The organism is Mycolicibacillus koreensis (assembly GCF_002104795.1).
In the GTDB taxonomy this organism is placed as follows: domain Bacteria; phylum Actinomycetota; class Actinomycetes; order Mycobacteriales; family Mycobacteriaceae; genus Mycobacterium; species Mycobacterium koreense.
Window position 1 is genome coordinate 1 of the sequence record NZ_NCXO01000064.1, and the last position, 16,591, is coordinate 16,591.

At 62.6% G+C, this 16,591-nt stretch carries 18 protein-coding genes; 15 read left to right on the plus strand and 3 right to left on the minus strand.

Translation table 11 applies throughout. The features are described from left to right. Positions 1 to 74: 74 nt before the first annotated feature. The 3 genes from B8W67_RS21175 to B8W67_RS18550 all read right to left on the minus strand — a co-directional run bounded on the left by B8W67_RS21175 (position 75) and on the right by B8W67_RS18550 (position 3,106). Positions 75 to 992, minus strand: coding sequence for an IS110 family transposase (locus B8W67_RS21175; protein WP_197747561.1), 918 nt, complete (start codon positions 990 to 992; stop codon positions 75 to 77). 489 nt (positions 993 to 1,481) lie between these two features. After that, entirely contained in the window at positions 1,482 to 2,144 is a 663-nt protein-coding gene (locus B8W67_RS18545; protein ID WP_085305572.1) for a TetR/AcrR family transcriptional regulator, read from the minus strand. Between the two features lie 191 nt (positions 2,145 to 2,335). Next, complete coding sequence (locus B8W67_RS18550; protein ID WP_133056150.1) at positions 2,336 to 3,106, minus strand: hypothetical protein; 771 nt, start codon at positions 3,104 to 3,106, stop codon at positions 2,336 to 2,338. A gap of 382 nt (positions 3,107 to 3,488) precedes the next feature. On the opposite strand from B8W67_RS18550, the gene B8W67_RS18555 reads away from it, so the two are divergent. The 15 genes from B8W67_RS18555 (at position 3,489) to B8W67_RS21015 (ending at position 15,975) form a co-directional block, all read left to right on the plus strand. Beyond that, entirely contained in the window at positions 3,489 to 3,710 is a 222-nt protein-coding gene (locus B8W67_RS18555; RefSeq protein WP_085305576.1) for a ferredoxin, read from the plus strand. Between the two features lie 62 nt (positions 3,711 to 3,772). Then, entirely contained in the window at positions 3,773 to 5,158 is a 1,386-nt protein-coding gene (locus tag B8W67_RS18560; protein ID WP_264033568.1) for a cytochrome P450, read from the plus strand. 201 nt (positions 5,159 to 5,359) lie between these two features. Further along, a complete protein-coding gene (locus B8W67_RS18565; RefSeq protein WP_085305580.1) occupies positions 5,360 to 6,175 on the plus strand; it encodes an ABC transporter permease in 816 nt (271 codons plus the stop codon). A 62-nt stretch (positions 6,176 to 6,237) separates the two neighbouring features. After that, positions 6,238 to 7,038 carry an ABC transporter permease gene (locus B8W67_RS18570; RefSeq protein ID WP_234806823.1) on the plus strand — a complete coding sequence of 267 codons (801 nt, stop codon included), beginning with the start codon at positions 6,238 to 6,240 and terminating at the stop codon, positions 7,036 to 7,038. Between the two features lie 6 nt (positions 7,039 to 7,044). Next, the gene (locus B8W67_RS18575) at positions 7,045 to 8,076 is read left to right on the plus strand and encodes an MlaD family protein (protein ID WP_085305582.1); all 1,032 of its coding nucleotides are present in this window, start codon (positions 7,045 to 7,047) and stop codon (positions 8,074 to 8,076) included. Further along, positions 8,073 to 9,074: an MlaD family protein gene (locus B8W67_RS18580; RefSeq protein WP_085305583.1), complete on the plus strand. Its 1,002-nt coding sequence runs from the start codon at positions 8,073 to 8,075 to the stop codon at positions 9,072 to 9,074. Before B8W67_RS18575 ends, B8W67_RS18580 begins: the two co-directional genes overlap by 4 nt. Further along, positions 9,062 to 10,030, plus strand: a complete 969-nt coding sequence (locus B8W67_RS18585; RefSeq protein WP_085305585.1) for an MlaD family protein — start codon at positions 9,062 to 9,064, stop codon at positions 10,028 to 10,030. Before B8W67_RS18580 ends, B8W67_RS18585 begins: the two co-directional genes overlap by 13 nt. Continuing rightward, the gene (locus B8W67_RS18590) at positions 10,030 to 11,109 is read left to right on the plus strand and encodes an MCE family protein (protein WP_085305595.1); all 1,080 of its coding nucleotides are present in this window, start codon (positions 10,030 to 10,032) and stop codon (positions 11,107 to 11,109) included. Before B8W67_RS18585 ends, B8W67_RS18590 begins: the two co-directional genes overlap by 1 nt. Next, entirely contained in the window at positions 11,109 to 12,101 is a 993-nt protein-coding gene (locus B8W67_RS18595) for an MlaD family protein (protein WP_174254786.1), read from the plus strand. The genes B8W67_RS18590 and B8W67_RS18595 overlap by 1 nt, the downstream gene beginning before the upstream one ends. Further along, positions 12,098 to 13,054, plus strand: coding sequence for an MlaD family protein (locus B8W67_RS18600; protein WP_085305587.1), 957 nt, complete (start codon positions 12,098 to 12,100; stop codon positions 13,052 to 13,054). The genes B8W67_RS18595 and B8W67_RS18600 overlap by 4 nt, the downstream gene beginning before the upstream one ends. Before the next feature lie 40 nt (positions 13,055 to 13,094). Beyond that, positions 13,095 to 13,772, plus strand: coding sequence for a hypothetical protein (locus tag B8W67_RS18605; protein WP_234806821.1), 678 nt, complete (start codon positions 13,095 to 13,097; stop codon positions 13,770 to 13,772). Next, positions 13,769 to 14,167 carry a hypothetical protein gene (locus B8W67_RS18610; protein WP_234806822.1) on the plus strand — a complete coding sequence of 133 codons (399 nt, stop codon included), beginning with the start codon at positions 13,769 to 13,771 and terminating at the stop codon, positions 14,165 to 14,167. Before B8W67_RS18605 ends, B8W67_RS18610 begins: the two co-directional genes overlap by 4 nt. A 173-nt stretch (positions 14,168 to 14,340) precedes the next feature. Beyond that, a complete protein-coding gene (locus B8W67_RS18615; protein WP_372507495.1) occupies positions 14,341 to 14,898 on the plus strand; it encodes a hypothetical protein in 558 nt (185 codons plus the stop codon). Positions 14,899 to 15,133: 235 nt separating this feature from the next. After that, positions 15,134 to 15,406: a hypothetical protein gene (locus tag B8W67_RS18620; RefSeq protein ID WP_085305591.1), complete on the plus strand. Its 273-nt coding sequence runs from the start codon at positions 15,134 to 15,136 to the stop codon at positions 15,404 to 15,406. 230 nt (positions 15,407 to 15,636) lie between these two features. Continuing rightward, complete coding sequence (locus tag B8W67_RS21015) at positions 15,637 to 15,975, plus strand: hypothetical protein (RefSeq protein WP_165757327.1); 339 nt, start codon at positions 15,637 to 15,639, stop codon at positions 15,973 to 15,975. The last annotated feature ends 616 nt before the right edge of the window (positions 15,976 to 16,591 follow it).

Sequence of the window (16,591 nt, forward strand, 5' to 3'; positions counted from 1 at the left end):
CTACGCTGACACCCGGACCGGCCAAGCCCTGGCCGGAATCCAATAGTCCGAGCCTCCACCGAACCCAGTGCGGTTCAAAAAGCGCGGACGGTGGCGGCGGTGACGGGCCCCATACCGGGTACCGAGAGCAGCAGCTCGTCATCGCCGTAGAGGTGCTCCCACCACCTGGTGCTGTGGTCGGTAAACCGCGCTACCCGGGCCTGGCCGTCGGCCAGGTCGGTGAGATGCTCGATGACATCGACGGTAAGGGCATCGAGGTCGAGGTGCCCCTCCCAGAAGGCGGCCCAGCCAGCGGCGGCGGTCTTGATGGCCTCGGCGCGGGCGGGGGTGTCACCAACACCGCGGGTGTGCGCGGCGACGACGGCGGTCAGCGTGGCGCGGCGTGCGGACGCCAGTGCACGCAGGTCGGGCCACCGCTGCAGTACCGCGGTCGCGGTCGCCAACGACCCAGCGAACGCGGTCCACACATCAGGAAATGCCCACCGCGCCAACGACATCAACCGCCGCCACGACCGGTTCGCATCAATCACTGCGGCACCTCGCCGGATCACCGCCCGGCGTAGCGCCAACTGTGCCGGCGTCGACAGCACCAAGGGTTCCAGATCGAATACCTGGCCGGCGCGGGTCAGGACGTCGGCGTCGATGACATCGGACTTGCTCTTGCCGACAATTGCACCCCGCAGCCGAGCCGAGTGCCGTGCACCGACCATATGCATAGTGCCACCGGCATTCTCGACAGCAATCGTCAGTGGCAGCCACGTCATCGACGTCGGCTCCACGGTGGCATGGACATCGTCGTAACCGCGCAGCCTGCCGGTCAGCGTGCGCAGCCCTGCCAGCGTGGGATCGACGCTGAACCGCGTCGGTTTCCCGCCAGGGTCATCGAGGATCGCGATGTGATGGCGGGCCGTGATCGCCGCATCGATTCCTACCAGCGTCCGCCGGCACACCGGTGGATTCTCGGCCGCCGTCGGGTTAGCGTTGTTGTGCATGGAGGTTCTTCCCTTCATCGTCAATCATGTTGTGTTGATGAAGAGTCCACGTATCTCAGGGCCACCCAGCCAACCGTCGTGCGTGAACTCATTGCGGTGGGAGAACCTTCATGCACCCAGCACTGCCGGCCCATCTCCCACACAGTCCCCGACCACAACGCGGTGGGAGTCCACGTGCGGCTCCCCGTGCTTGTAGATGATTCGGTGCCCATCTCCAGGCAGGCGTCAATGCTGCGCACCTTCGCCACCTGGCCACCAATTCCCTAAACCGGGTCAGCTCGGGAGACGAGGCCAGAGGAGACGATCTCTTTCACGAGCCCGAACACTCAGCCGAAAAACGTCGAGGCCTCCGGCCCCTCCCGAGGTCACCGTACGTGACCACCACCCCATGAACCGGGTACTACAAGAGATACAAGCCTGATAACTTTCCTTACTGCTATCAAGTCCGGTATCAACTCGAACCTGCTGCTGGGGCCGTGCTCGTCGCGTTTAGATTGGGGCACCATCTGTCTGTTGATTCGGCGGGGTCTCGGGGTTGGCGTCGATCGCGCTAGTGACGATCGGCACCATGAAGGTCTCGGCGAACCGACGGGCACTTTCTTCAGTGTTGAGGTCAAACTGGGTCGCCGGTATGAGCAAAAGTGACGCCGTAAGGCGAACCAGTAACTCTGCGGCCGCGTTCGCAGCGCGCGAACTGCAGCCGTTTCCGGTTATCAGTGATGCCCACATCTCGCGACCGATATCGAGCGCACCGAACCCCGGGTCGCCCGACATGAGTTTCTGCAGTCCCTGCGGTTCGTGACGCATGACTGCGGCGACCAGTGAATTCTGCTTTGCGAGTTGCCAGCCGCCCACGAAGATCTCGACGGCTCGCCGGACCGGTTCATCGAAGGCCGCACAGCGCCGCGCGAGGTCACGGAACGTCGCGTTCAATTCGCGTTGGACGACAGAGAGGATGATCTGATCTTTGTCGCCGCACCGGCGGTTGACAGTGACTCTGGATATACCTGCGCGCCGGGCGATGTTGGCTATGGTCGTGCGCTCGAACCCGTAGTCGATGAACTCCGCGCGAGCGATGTCGAGAATACGATCTCTCTCCGAGTACTCGGTACTCAATCCCTCCGCCAGCGCGGACCTAGCTGGTAGTTTCATAGGACTCACAGACTACCCGCGTCGGACATCTGATCAGGGCGCAGACCGGTACGCGATCCTGGTTTCGGGAGTCGACCAGCGAATCAGTTGCTGTCAGGCGCCGCCCCAAATATGACTTCGCCGCAGGCGTTTGCGCTGCGCCGACATCTGGGGGCAGCGGAACCTTCATTGCGCAGGCGATTTCGCACCAGTCAGCGCGCCGCAGCAATGTCGGCAGCGCTTCCGGCGGTAGCCCCGCCGGAGTCCGAAACCTGCTGGGCGGCGGATCCTCGTTTGGATTGATAGTAGGCCTGCAATGCGATCAACGGGATCACGATGTTCATCGTCACCGCGAGCAGAATCGCCGGCCAGGCGACCAGCGGGCCGGCTTGGGACTGCACGGCCATATAGGCAGGCCAGGTGCAGCCGAAGGCGTATGCGATGTAGATGCTGGGGATGACCGGCAACATCAGCAGGGATTTCCACCCACGCAAGCGGGGTGCCAACCAGAGGAGTGCGAGAGCCTGCAGTATGTATACGCCGATGTTTTGCACCATCGCGTAGACCGGAAGCCCGAATACGAGGGATGGATTGTTGCCGTAGTAGGCGATGACGCCCATCTGTGCGGATGCCATCTCAAGGATCCAGTCGAGGACGCCTAATCCGACACCCAGGATGAGGAGCGTTTTCATCGACGCGCCGCGAAGGATCAGCTGCGCGAACCCCCACGCGCCGAGGAAGAATGCCGCCCCCACCGAAGCAACATAGAGCGGCAGCGGCCGATCATGCACGGTGAGCAGGATCCAGGGGTTGTCAGGGTTGTGTAGCAGGGCCATCGGGATGTCGACAAATGCCTCTATCGGCATCCACACCATGGAACTCACGAAGACCACGACCGGCAACGAACTGCGCAATCGCAGAGTCTCGACCACACAGTAACCGAGCGCGACCACGATCAGCACTACCGCTGCACCGGTGATCACCCATGCTCCGAGGTGGTTCAACGCGAGTTCGGACGGGGGCGGCTGGAATCCATCGCCAGTAACCATTCACCATGCCCTTCTGTGAAACACTGTCGATAGAACATATCACTGAATCAGTGATATTCGGTCCGATCGACCACCGTCGGCTGAGTTCAATCTTCTCAATCTATGCCATTTATAGTGCATGTATGGTGAAAATCTGTCTCCTGCTTGTGGCTGACACAATAGGTCGGAAAGGCAATCAGCATGATGCATTGACGTAGAGATGCATCATGGTTAACATGCTTCAGGTGTGGCTGCCGCCACAGCTTGGGCGCCATCTGGCGCTCGCACGGTGGTGGCCTGAAGAGGTTGTTAGCTACGTCAGTCCAGGAGGGGCTACGTGAAGGTGAGCGTCGACCGCACCTTGTGTGCGGTATCCCTCTGCTGCGTCCGTAAGGCTCCGCACGTTTTCGGAGTCGACGGCGATGGCGAAGTGGGCGCGATCGGACCCTCCGGAGAGGTCGTCGATGGAGAGGTCGAGGTGCCGGCCGAACTCAGTGAGTTTGTCGAGGACGTCGCCTTCGACTGTCCCATGACCGCCATCGTCTTGTCCGAAATCTGACCGTCAAGAAAGGTTCTCCCAATATGGAGCGCAACGAGTCCCCCGCCGAGAGTTGCCCGGTTATGCGACAACAACCCGGCGCGACCCGAGGCGTCCAACCGCCGGGGCCGCGTGGACTACCCATCGTGGGAGTGCTTCCGATGATCGCCAAAGATCCGTTCGGATACCTTGCGAGCCTGCAGAAGCGGTACGGGGACGTGATCAAGGTCCCGCTGCCGTCGATCTCGATGATCATGGTCAACCACCCGGACCACATCCAGCGGATCCTGGTGCAGGAGGCAGCCAAGTATCAGCTCAACCCGGCATTGAAGGACGCGGTCACCGACCTGCCCTATCTTCCGCCGTTCTTTGCCACATTGCACGGCGATCCGTGGCGTCGGGTGCGGCGATTGCTCAACCCCAAGTTCAGCAACCGCACGCTCGGCAGTACGAATGCGCTGATCGCCGAAGCGATCTGGGACGGCGTCGAGTCATGGGACGAGTTCGCCGACGCTGGCAAGGTCATCGACATCCAGCATGAACTTCACATGCTGGCCATGGCCGTGTTGCTGCGGTCGATGTTCAGCAGACCCGCCGACCGGGCAACCGTGGAGCAAGCCGTGCACGCGTTCGAGGAGAATGCCCGCGGAATGGCGCTCAGCGCGGCCTTTTCCTGGCTGCCCGGCTGGGCGCCAAAGCCCTATCAGCGGCGCCGCGTCGCATCCTCGAAGTGGATCGCTGGCTACATCGACGCTCTGGTCGCCGAGCGCCGGGCGAACCCCACCGACTCCGACGATCTGCTCAACTTGCTGCTCAACGCCTCCTTCGAGGACGGCACGAAGATGGACGACATGCAGATCCGAGCGGAACTGCGCGGACTGCTGTTCGCTGGATTCGAGACCACCGCGACGGCTTTGGCATGGACGTTCGCGAAATTATGTCAACATCCTGATGCGCTGGCGCTCGCCCGTGCCGAGGTTAACGAGCACTTAGGTACCGGCCGCCCTCTTGATGGGGCCTTGCCTGAGATGCCTTGGCTGCGGGCCTGTTTCGAAGAGGCCCAGCGGATGCAGTCCAACTCGATGACGGTTTTGAGCCGCCGAGCTGCCGAAGACGACGTGATCGACGGCTACCGCATACCGGCAGGCGCGATCGTCGGCTGGTCAGCCACAGCGTTGTACAACGACGAGCGCTTCTGGACGCAGCCGGAACGGTTCGATCCGAACAGGTTCTTGTCCGGCGACGTTGAGCGGTATGCGTTCCCATTGTTCAGCTTCGGACAGCGCCGCTGCCTCGGGATCAACTTCGCCTACCTGGAAGGCGTTCAAGTCATGGCAGCCGTTCTGCAACGCTTCGACGTCTCCCTCGACCCGCAACACACGGTCACCCGGCAACACAACTTTGGCGCAGCCCGAGTTAAAGGCGGCCTACCGGTCACACTCCGGCGCCGCACGCAGTCGAGGGCGTAGGCCACCGAAATGTGCTGCCCGCCGCCCGACAACCGGAAGCGATGCGTGGGTGTCCGGCCCTGTAGTTTCCTATACAGGGCCACCGATCGGCGAACTCGGTATACCGTTGCCCTTTCGATCCGGCCATCAGGGGACCCGCGGGTTCCGCTCGTGATGAAGCAACAGTTGCTGGTTCAGCCGAGAATCTCAGGGTTCTGAAACATGAGGTATGTCGCGCGCATGTTGTCTCGCATCCTGCTGGTGCCGGTCTACAGTTCGGCGACGACCGGTCGAGCCGTCCTGATGACCGTGTCGTTGATGCGTTACTCGGTGAAGGATGCAATCACACTGCGGCTGCCGTTCGGCGAGCTGATCGTTCAGGCATGGACGTTGCTGAAGGTCACCGCCACACCGGCACTGTTGATGGCCGCTCCGTTCGGTGCGATGGTGTCCGTGCAGACGTCCGGTCTGGTCAATCAGGTCGGCGCGAGTTCGCTGGTCGGTGCGGCCAGCGGCGTGGGCGTGATCCGGCAAGGCGCGCCAATCACTGCGGGACTGCTCATGGGCGGCGCAGCCGCCGCGGCAATCGCTTCAGATCTTGGGGCACGTGCCATTCGCGAGGAACTCGACGCGCTGCGCGTGCTGGGGATCGATCCCGTGCGCCGTCTCGTTGTCCCGCGGTTCCTGGCGCTCATGATCATCGCGCCCCTGCTGTGCGCGATCATCATCGCCGCCGCCGTTGCCGCGTCATTCATGCTGGCGGTCACGGTCAGCGGCGTCAGCGCCGGCAGCTTCTGGATGTCCTTCGGATCGTTCGCCACCATGGTGGACGTCTGGTTCACCCTCGGCAAAGCTGTGCTCTTCGCCGCTATGGTGGCGATCATCTCGTGCCTGCGCGGTATCGAGGCCAAGGGCGGCCCCCGCGGCGTGGCCGACGCGGTGAATTCATCGGTTGTGCTGAACGTGGTGTGTATCGCCATCGTCAACTTGGCCATCACCCAGCTTCAGACGATGTTCTTCCCGATGGAGGTCTCGTAGTGATCCCACAAACCCCCAGCGCCCCGTCGAAGTTGAGGCAGACGCCGTCGCGACTTTTCCGCATCCCGATCGGAGCGTCCCAAAACCTCGGCCAGTTCGTGGTCTTCACGGCTACGACGTTGTGGATGCTGCCGATCACCCTGCGCCGCTACCGGCGTCAGACACTTGCTGCGATGAACGGTTTGGCATGGGGGCGAGGATCGATCCTCGTCGACGGCGGCGTAATAAGCGTCCTGATCATCCTCGGTGTCGCCGTCGGCGCCTCGGTCGCCGTCGAGGCATTCGCGACCCTCAACCTGATCGGTTTCGGCGCGCTCTCGGGGATCGTGGGCGGTTTGGCCAACGTCCGTGAGATGGCGCCGCTCGTGGCCGGCATCGCATTCGCCACGCAGGCCGGATGCCGCATGACCGCCGAAATCGGTGCAATGGCGATCGCCGAGGAGATCGAAGCGACCGAGGCGTTGGGCCTGCGGCCGATCCCGTTCGTCGTCGGAACCCGGGTGATCGGCGCCATGATCTGCGTTGTTCCCGGATACCTATTGACGTTGGTCGTGAGCTTCTTCGTCTCCAGCACCGTCATCAGTGTGTTCCACAACCAGCCCGGCGGAACCTACAATCACTACTTCGTCCAGTTCCTGCCGCTGACCGACATCGCCTACTCGCTCGTCAAGGCCGTGGTCTTCTGTGTCGCGGTAACGCTGATCCATTGCTACTACGGGTATTTCACGACCGGTGGACCGGCCGGAGTGGGGCTTTCCTCGGGCCGCGCGGTCCGCGCGAGTCTGGTCGCGATCATGGTGCTGAACTTCGCGCTCACCGTCCTGCTGTGGGGACTCCAGCCGATCTTCGTGTTCAAAGGCTAGGTGCCAATGCTATTTCGGCGAACATCGGAGCTGCGCGAAAAACAGATTCTCGCGCAGCTCGGTATGGGGGTGGCGCTGAGTTCGATCGCGGTCCTGCTGCTGTTGTGGGTCGACCCCTTCGGAGGACGCCCAGACAACCGGTTCGGCGTCGTAATCGATTCGCCGTATATCGGGCAAGGGGTCAGCCCGGGGACCGAACTGTTAATGCACGGCGTCAAGATCGGTGAGGTCACCACGGTGACCAGCCTGCCCGCCGGTGGGGTGCGCGTCGGAGCCGACATGGAGCGTAAAGCGACAGCAGGGCTCACCGATACGTTCGGCATCGACTTCCGGCCGGCAAATTACTTCGGAGTCACCGGGATCAATGTGACGCCCGGTGTGGGCGGCCGGGCCCTCGCTGAAGGCAGCGTGATAGAGGCGGTTCCATCGGGCAATTTCACCCTCCAATCGCTGCTGTCACGGCTCGGCGAGATCTCGCACGGCGTGGTCACTCCACACCTCATCGAAACGATCGAGAAGACCACTCACTTCGCAGACAGCCTCACCCCGCTGCTGGAGACGATGCTGGTGGTGTCCGAAACGCTCGCCCGGGTTCAAAACGTCAGCACCGCACAGCTGCTGACCAACGCCACCGGAATCAGCGTCGCTTTTCCCGGACTCGTGGATGCGCTGGTCACCCTTGGTGACCACTACGTCCACGCCAGCTTGGACAATGTGACCGAAGACTTCTTTGTCAACACGTTCACACCAACTATCGATCTCACCGCCAACAGTCTGTTCGGCGCAGCCGGCAAGCTGGTGAGCAGCCACAGCACCGAGCTGGCCCCGGTCACCGACCTGATCAAGAGGTTCAGCGACATCGCCCCGGGCCTGGTTCCATCGGACGAGATCGCCGACACCGCACGCGATCTTCGGGTCCGTCTCGAACGTCTATTCGCCGGCCCGCCCGATCGCCGCGCGGTCAACGTGCGGGTCATCCTCGACGTGCTCCCGGCGGTCGCCGCAACAGCCGACGCGGTTGGAGGCACGCCCCAATGAAGCCCGTCGCTGCACTATGGCGTCTGCTTCTCGCCGGCGCCGTCGCCACCGTGCTGCTGGTCCTGGTGGCCAACGCAATCACCCCGCCTGCCTCCTCCGAGCTCAACGCCTACACCGCAGACTTCACCGACGTGTCCGGGTTGCACGCCGGCGCCGACGTGCGCGTACGCGGCGTGCGGGTGGGCAAGGTCGAGAACCTGGAGTTGCGGAGACGCTCGGAGCAGAGCATCGCCGAAGTTGGCTTCACCCTGGATTCGCGATACGCCATCAGGTCGAGCACCCGGCTGGCCGTGAAGTACCAGGCCCTCACTGGTCTGCGCTACCTGGAGGTCATCGACCCTGCCGACGCCGGGCACGCGGGTAGCCCGTTGCGGCACTTACCAACGTCGATGACACAACCCTCGTTCGACATCACCCACCTGTTCAACGGATTACAGCCCGTCCTGGCGACACTGAGTCCCGACGACCTCAACCGATTCACCGCCAACGTGGACAACTTCCTGTCCGGCGACGGCAGCGGGCTGGGCGACGTCCTGGAAAGCATGCACTCCCTCACCCAGTTCCTCGCCGATCGGCAGCGTGTGGTCGCGACCCTGCTGGGCAACCTCAAGGCAATCGCGGACACCATGTCTGGTCACGCCAAGGACTTCGTCCGGATCGTCGACGGAGCGAACAAGCCCATCGACGCCGCGATCGACGTACTCGACGAATTCCGCAAGTCTCATATATACGGCCCCGAATTCACCTCGGCGGTTGTTCGGTTGCTCGATGGCGCCGGGCTGAAGCCGGGCATTGATGTCGACCTGGCGCTGGACAAGGCGATCACCAACGTCGACAACTTCATGGACGCAGTCAAATTGGTGCCCGCGATGTGGGACAACATCCCGCCACCTGCGGCCTCCGGCCAACCGCTGCAGTGCTCGCAGGGCCGCGCCGAACTTCCAGTGCCGGTCGAAGTGTTACTTAACGGTCAGAGGGTGGTCCTATGCAAGCAGTAAGCAGGCTGCGCGATCCGCGCCTGTTGGGGGCCTCTACGTTGGGACTCGTCACGGTCCTCGCACTCGTGGCAGCGCTGCTCTACGTGAGCCCTCCGGGCAACAAGATAGTGACATTCCTGACCGACGATTCAGCCTCGATCACCCCCGGCATCAAAGTCCGGATCGCCGGACTCACCGTCGGCAAGATCAAGGACCTGTCCATCGAAGAAGATCAGGTCCGCGTCCGCGCCACCGTGGACGGCACCGCATTCGTCGGCGACCGGTCCAGCATCCAAGTCCGCATGCTCACCGTGGTCGGCGGCTACTACGTCAACATCGACCCGGCAGGCGACGTTCCGTTGGGTGACCAAACCATCCCGAAGGAACGGGTCACCATGCCCTACAGCCTGATTCGCGCGCTGTCAGACACCACGAAACTTACCGACACGATTCGCCCGGTGCCCATCGAACGATCACTGGATCAAATCCAGCTAGGTCTGACCGGGCCCAACCTAGAGACCGTCTCCTCTGTCGTCGAGGCAGGGAACAAGCTGATCGATACTCTCGACCGCCAGCGCGGCCAAGTGACGCAGATCGCGCAGCTTTCCGACGAATACATCAGGGAACTGAGCATGTACGGCGACCAACTGTCTCGAATGGTCGAGAAGATCGCAATCCTGGAGCAGACCCTGACCCTCTACGGGAAGGGATTCGCCGCTGCTTTGCAGGGCATGGGCCAGGTACTGCAAGGGATAGGCCCGCTTGGAATCTTCTACCAGAAACACCGCGACAAGTTCCTTACGAAAATCGTCCACTGGCAGCAGATCGTGCGCGCCTGGGCCGACCGCAGCGGACTCGTCGTGCGTATCCTGCGCCGAACCCGCGACCGCATGGAACGCACCCTGGCCATCCAGAACGCCCCTCCCGAGTTGCTGGCCACCGATCTGTGCATACCGCTGCCAGGGAGTCCGTGCTGATGGAAGCGCACACACCCAAGATCCTCGGTGTCGTCGCCATCGTTACGATCGCTCTCGCTAATCTGACGTCTTGTGGGACAACAGCATCCGCCCATCCGACCCCCTATTGCGCTATACTGCCCGACGCGGTCGGCCTGTACGCTGGCAATCCTGTCACCCAGATGGGCTACCAGATCGGCACCATCGACGAGATCACCCCCAGCGCGTCCAGCGTCCGGGTGGACTTCACGATCACCGAATCTCGACTACTGCCAAACGAAGTGAGGGCCGTCGTTCGATCGACATCTATCCTGGCTGATCGTTCGCTCGAACTCGTCGGGAACTACGACACAGGACCCACTTTGGCAGCCGGAGAATGTATCCCCCTGAGCCGTTCAGCCACCCCCAAGAGCTTGACGGAGATCGTCGGTTCGGCCAACACGTTCCTAAACGGCATCAGCCCGACCGACTCGCAAAACATCGGCGCCACTATCGGCCAACTCAACCAAGCCGCGCGCGGCAATGGTGCAAGGATCGATGATCTCCTGCAACGTTCAGCAAGCCTGCTGGACAACCCGGATGCCGTTATCAACGATATGGCATCCATCGTCGCCAATCTCTCCTCGCTTTCCGCAACCTTGGTGCAACTGCGCGATCCGATGAAGGAGATTCTCATCGCCGGCACCACGACGACAGCCGACATCCGTGACGCCGTCGACGGTGGCCGCCAGCTGGCCGAGCCCCTACCGCCGATCATCACCATGATCTCCGACCTCGAAACGCACACCGGTGACGAGCTTCAGCTGACCTTGGATGCCGTCTCCGACGCCGTACGTATCTTGACCCCGCACGCACAAGGACTGGCCAGCCTGCTCGACCCCCTGCCGTGGTGGATCAATAATGCCGCCAACCACGTCAACAACCGCCAATTCGACATCGCCTACCGGCCACCTCTGTACCGCATCCGCACGCCGAACGGCCCGGCGGTGTGCGGGCTCATGAACCTGTCGAATCCAGGCAGTTGCGCCGTCGTCGCTGGTCAACCGTATGCGGTCGACATGAACCTGCTGCAGTACGTCTTCATGAATGCGAGCAAGTGATGCGTCGAATACTTCTGAAGTTGACGACGTTGGTGGCTGTCGCCTCGGTGTCGGCCTGCGGTGCCATCACCGTCGACAAGCTCCCCCAGCCCGGACACAACTACAGCGGCGGCTACACCGTCGTCATGGAATTCGCCAACGTCCTCAACCTGACTGACCGTGCCCCGGTCGTCATGGACGGCACGCAGATCGGCGTCGTCGAAGCTGTTTCGGTCGGAACCGACGTCGTCGAAGTGAAGACGCGGATTTCGTCGTCAGCGCGCATTCCCGCCGAGATCCACGCCGTTCTGCAGCAGTCCACCGTGCTCGGCGATATCTACGTGGCGCTCGAGCGCGATCCCGACGCCGACGCAGGTGGGACGGTCCCGCCCGAAGGGCGCATTCCCGTTTCTCAAACGGCATCCCCACCGCAACTCGAGGACACGCTGGCCAACCTCGCGCACTTCGTCGCTAGCGGGTCGATCCAGCGTATCCAGAGTTCCATCCTGGAGATCAACCGCGTCACACCCGAACGAGCCGAGCAGGTCCGGGCGATCGCCTCCCGGATGTCGGCGAACCTCGCGGACCTCTCGGCGAACATCGACGTCGTCGATCAATGGCTTCGTGGCGTCGCCGACACAGCCGCCGTACTGACCGAGAGCACGCCGAAACTTGAATACTGGCTGTCTCCGGAAGGTCTCCTCGCATTCGATCGCACCAGCGAAGCATCGGTCGCCATCGGCACGTTGCTACCGTCGATCGGCAGTATCTACACCGGCGGGTTCTGGTTGACGCCGATGCTCAACTCGCTGGGTCTCGCCGTCGGCCAGGTGCAACAATCCAAGTGGGGCATCGAGGGTGAATACACGCCCTGGCGCAAACTCTTCACCGCTATGTTCCTCCCGCAGGACAAATACCCTGCGATGAACATCACCTCCGTTCAAACCGCCGACGGCCGCGACATCACCGGCAATGTCGACGAAGTGCTGCGGATCCTCGGGGCGATACCGTGAAGCTCCGACATGCTTTGAGTTTCGCCGTCTTTGGCGTCATCATCGCGTTCTCGGTGCACTACATCGGGTCACTGGGCGTACGCAGCGGGCCGCCCAAGGATCGAACCAACGTGTCCATGCAGGTGCCGGACGTCAACGGCCTGGTTGTCGATTCCAACGTCCTGTTGCGTGGTGTGCCGGTGGGAAAGGTCACCGCGATCGACACCTCGGTACAAACCGCAATCATCCACTTCTACATCGACGAGCGGTACTCGGTCCCCGTCGACAGCGAGGTGCGGCTGGAGAATCTGTCTGCCCTGGGTGAGTCCTACGTCGGACTCGTCCCACGAAGCACGCACGGCCCCTCGTTCCACAACGGGCAACAGGTGGCCACCGAGGACGTCGTGCTACCGGCGTCGATCTCCGAACTCGCCACCAACGTGGTGCGAATCCTCAACCAGATGGACCCCGCGCAGATCACACAGCTGGTCGACGAGGTCGGCCGCTCGATACCCGGCGACGAGTCCGTCCTGCCCAGACTCACGCGCGCCAGCACACTGCTGCGTGACGCCGTACGCGGAATGAACGGTGACGGCGGCGACGTGCTCGCCGACTTCCAGACGCTGCTGCAGAACGCCGGATTCGTCGGCCCGTCGCTTGCTGCGATCGGCCCCGACCTTCGCGCCACCGCCCCGGCCCTGTACGGACTGTACTGGGCCGCCAACGACGTGGTCACCCAGACCGGAGCGCCCGAGTCCATCCGTAACGTAGGGCGATTGCTGGCGCGGATCCAGGCATTCCTCGACAACCGGGCACCCGACCTGAAAGTCTTCGGCGAAGCGCTCGCTCCGAACATCAAGGGAGTTGCGGCTTCGGCAATGAACTTCGACACCAGCCAGATCCTGTCCAACATGCTGGACGCCATTCCCGAAGACGGGACAATCACCCTCCGCGTGAAGGCACCAAACCCGTGAGTCCCGCGAAGGACAGTAGTTTGAGATGAGAGGTATCAAGATGACACGACGCCCGGAAGAGTCCGGCGAGCCGTCGGACACTGAGCCCGATCAACCCGCACCCACCGTGCGCGACACCGGCGGTGCCACCGAGGCCGACGGGCGCTCCGCGCCGGTGGAATCCGTCGCGGCATCTGAATCCAAGACCATCGGTAAGCAGCTGTCCCTCAGCGTCCGGTCATTGGTGCTCGGCGCCGCGTTCATCGCGCTTGCTGTCGCGCTGGCGGCGGTGACCTGGATGTACTTTGGCGAACACGCCAAGGTACGCGACGCACAGAACCAGAGCGCCAACCACGAGCGTGCCGAACAGATCGCGCTCGACTATGCCGTCAATGCGGCAACGATGAACTTCCAGAACATGCCGGAGTGGAAAGACAAACTCGTCCAAGGCACCTCGCCGGAACTGCGGCAGAAGCTCACTCAAGCCGCAAACTCGATGGAGCAGTTGTTGGTACCGCTGGAATGGAACTCGACGGCCCAACCGCTTGCGGCAAAGGTGCGTTCGGACACCAACGGCGTCTACCTCGTCGACACGTTTGTCAGCGTACTGACAAAGACGACCCAGGCGCCGGAGAACTTGCAGTCGACAGCGACCTACAGCATCACCGTCGACACTAACTCAGACTGGCAGATCACCGATGTCGGCGGTATCGGCAACGTGATAGGGCCCGGTAGGTGACGGTCGTCGCAGCCCCGACATGGCTGTACCACGCCGGGGCGTTGGCTGTGGTGGCAACTGCCGGAATGGCGATGCCGGCGCCGGCCGATGCGACCCAATCACTGACATACGAGGTGATTTCGAGCGACATCGGGCGAGTGGACGTGGAGTACGTCGACCGCCACGGCCGCGAGCTGTTGATCGGTGTGTCATTGCCATGGCGCCTGGACCTACCACTCGGCGACGGCAGCGACCCTCTGATTCCGCACGCGCAGCTTCGCGCGGACTGGCGGACGATCGCGGCACCGTCGCGATGGGTCACCGTCAAGATCTCCCACGCCGGAGGCCTGTTGTGCCAGAGCACGCTGGACGTCGGCAACGTCACCTGTTACGGAAACACGCCGCATGTGTCGTGACCAGTTCCCGGGATCGGTGCGAGGCGATCAAACACCGGCGACGCCCTACACTGCCGGCAGAAAGGACCGCGGTGAACGAATCCGATGGCACTACTCCGATACCCACCCGAACCCGGACGCGGACGCGGACGACCGCAGGATGGCTGACAGGCTATCTAGTACCCACCGCGTCGGTGATTACGGCATTGCTCATCGCCGCCGCCGAACCGGCATGGGCCGACCCCACCGCCGACGAGATTGCGCCGCCGCTCCCGGCCGTCGTCGCCACCCCGAGCAACTGGCAACCGAAATTTCCGTTTCCGTACGATCAGACACGCGACGAGATCACCGATGCGGACATCACCGCCGTACGGGAAATGTGTCAATGGTTCGCCGCTCAGTACGACACGCTGACCACCCAGATCGACAACTTCAACAACGCTCTGATCAGGTACAACGGCGACTACAGCGCCGGTTCCAACCAGCAGATCGCCGACGCCGTCACCGCGAACATCGATCGGTCGGTGGCCTACCTGACCCCGCGTGCACAGGCCTTGACCCAGTCGGTGAATCACGCAGGTGATCTCTACTTCCCGATGTATGGGGCCAAAAGTTTCCACCTGCTCTGGCAACACCTGTCCAACGTGAGCGCCGGCATCAGAGGACGACAACCAGCGTGGTTCGTCGGCCCCTCGTTCCAGCGCGCCATGCGGTGGGGCAGCGACATTCATCGATCTCACGTGTGCGACTAGACACCCACCACACAGCACACCGAGCGACTACGAACGGAGACAAAGCTTGCCAGACCATCGATCTGCACCCCGCGCTCTCGCGATGTGCGCTGCCAGCGCCGCTGCGGCAACGGTGGTCGCGCCGGCGGCCGGCGCCACACCGTCGGCCGCGGTGGCCGAAGCTATCGAATCGACCCGAAGCCAGTCGAGTTGCGCACCATTTCACACCGACCCACTCGTGCAACGTGCCGCGGAGATGGCTACCCGAGAAACCAGCGAATACAAAAATTATCGCAGCTCGGCCGTGCCGTTCACCGATCCGATACCGGCGCTAAGAACTATCGGCTTCACCGGGAGTAACGCCATCCTGCTGTCGGGATACGGCGACGATGAAGCCTCAGCGCTGCGCGGCGTCATGCTTCAAGGACACCGGTCTCTTCTCGACTGCTCGTACACCCTGTACGGCGCCAGCACACTCCACGCCGACGCGGGCTTCAACCTGGTCTCAGTCGTCCTTGCGGCACCCTGACGGAAATGAACTGCCAGATGAACTCGGAGGTTACAGTGCGAACCCGACAATCGCTAGGCCAGCGCATTGGGAAGTTCCTGGCCTTAGTCGTTGCGCTCATGGTCGTCGGCCCCACCGCTACTTCTTTCGCCGATGCGGGACCATCCGACACACCGGCGAACCCCTACCCGAACCTGCGATACTTCACCGAGACCGATAGCGCCCCCTACGCGTCGTCAGACTCCCCGGGCGTGACGCTGCCAGATCAGCCCGGCTATTGGTTCGTCACAGACCATGGATCGAATTGCGGTATCTGGTTCCGAGGAAGCTTCGGGTGCTCTGGCAACATTCCCGGCGCACCAGAAGGCATCCACCAAATCGGGTGGATCACGGGAGACGCGCGGGTGCACTATGACTGGACCCTGGCCGTTCGATTCCCACCGACACTCGGTACGGCGAAAATTCCGCCGCTGACCTTCATTTCAGTCGCGGGCACCAAGTGTGGCACCACCTTGGATGGCAGCACGTACTGCGAGCGCGGGCCGTTCCGAATGCTGATCACACCGACCCACACCTGGTTGAACGGATAGCTCATGGGACGCTTTATCGCCAGGAGGTGCAGGTATTCACTCATCGGCGCGCTCTGTCTGATCTGTGCAGTGCACGCCGCGCCTTCCGTCGCGCGCCCGTCGCCAAGTCCCTATCCCGACATCGCGGGGTACGACAGGGACGCGCGACTGGAAAAGTACGCGGTGACAAACAAAGACGGTGTCTGGGTGACCACTCCGCTCGGGTTGCGCTGCGCGATCGAAATCACCGGTAGTTTCGGCTGTAGCGGCGCATTACACGGGGTCCAGTCTGGGGTCAACGAAGTCGCGTGGTTCATCGGGGATCCACTGCCGCGGCTGTACCGAACTGACATGCCGCGTTTCGACTCCGGGCTCAGTCAAACAATCTTGTCAGCGGGGCGCTACATCGAATATCGTGGGTCGCGCTGCGCTGTTACGCACGATTCCGCGATCTATTGTATCCACACCGCCGATCCAAACAGTCAGATTATGGTGTCGGCAGGCGCGCTCGTGCGCGGTCAGACTCCAGGGGTAGTCGGTTAGGAGAGTGAAGCTAATCGGGCTCTTCCCGATTGGGAGTGCATGAGCTGGTTCGTGGTGCGGCGGTGAGGTTGGGGATGTAGGCGGGTCCTGGGGT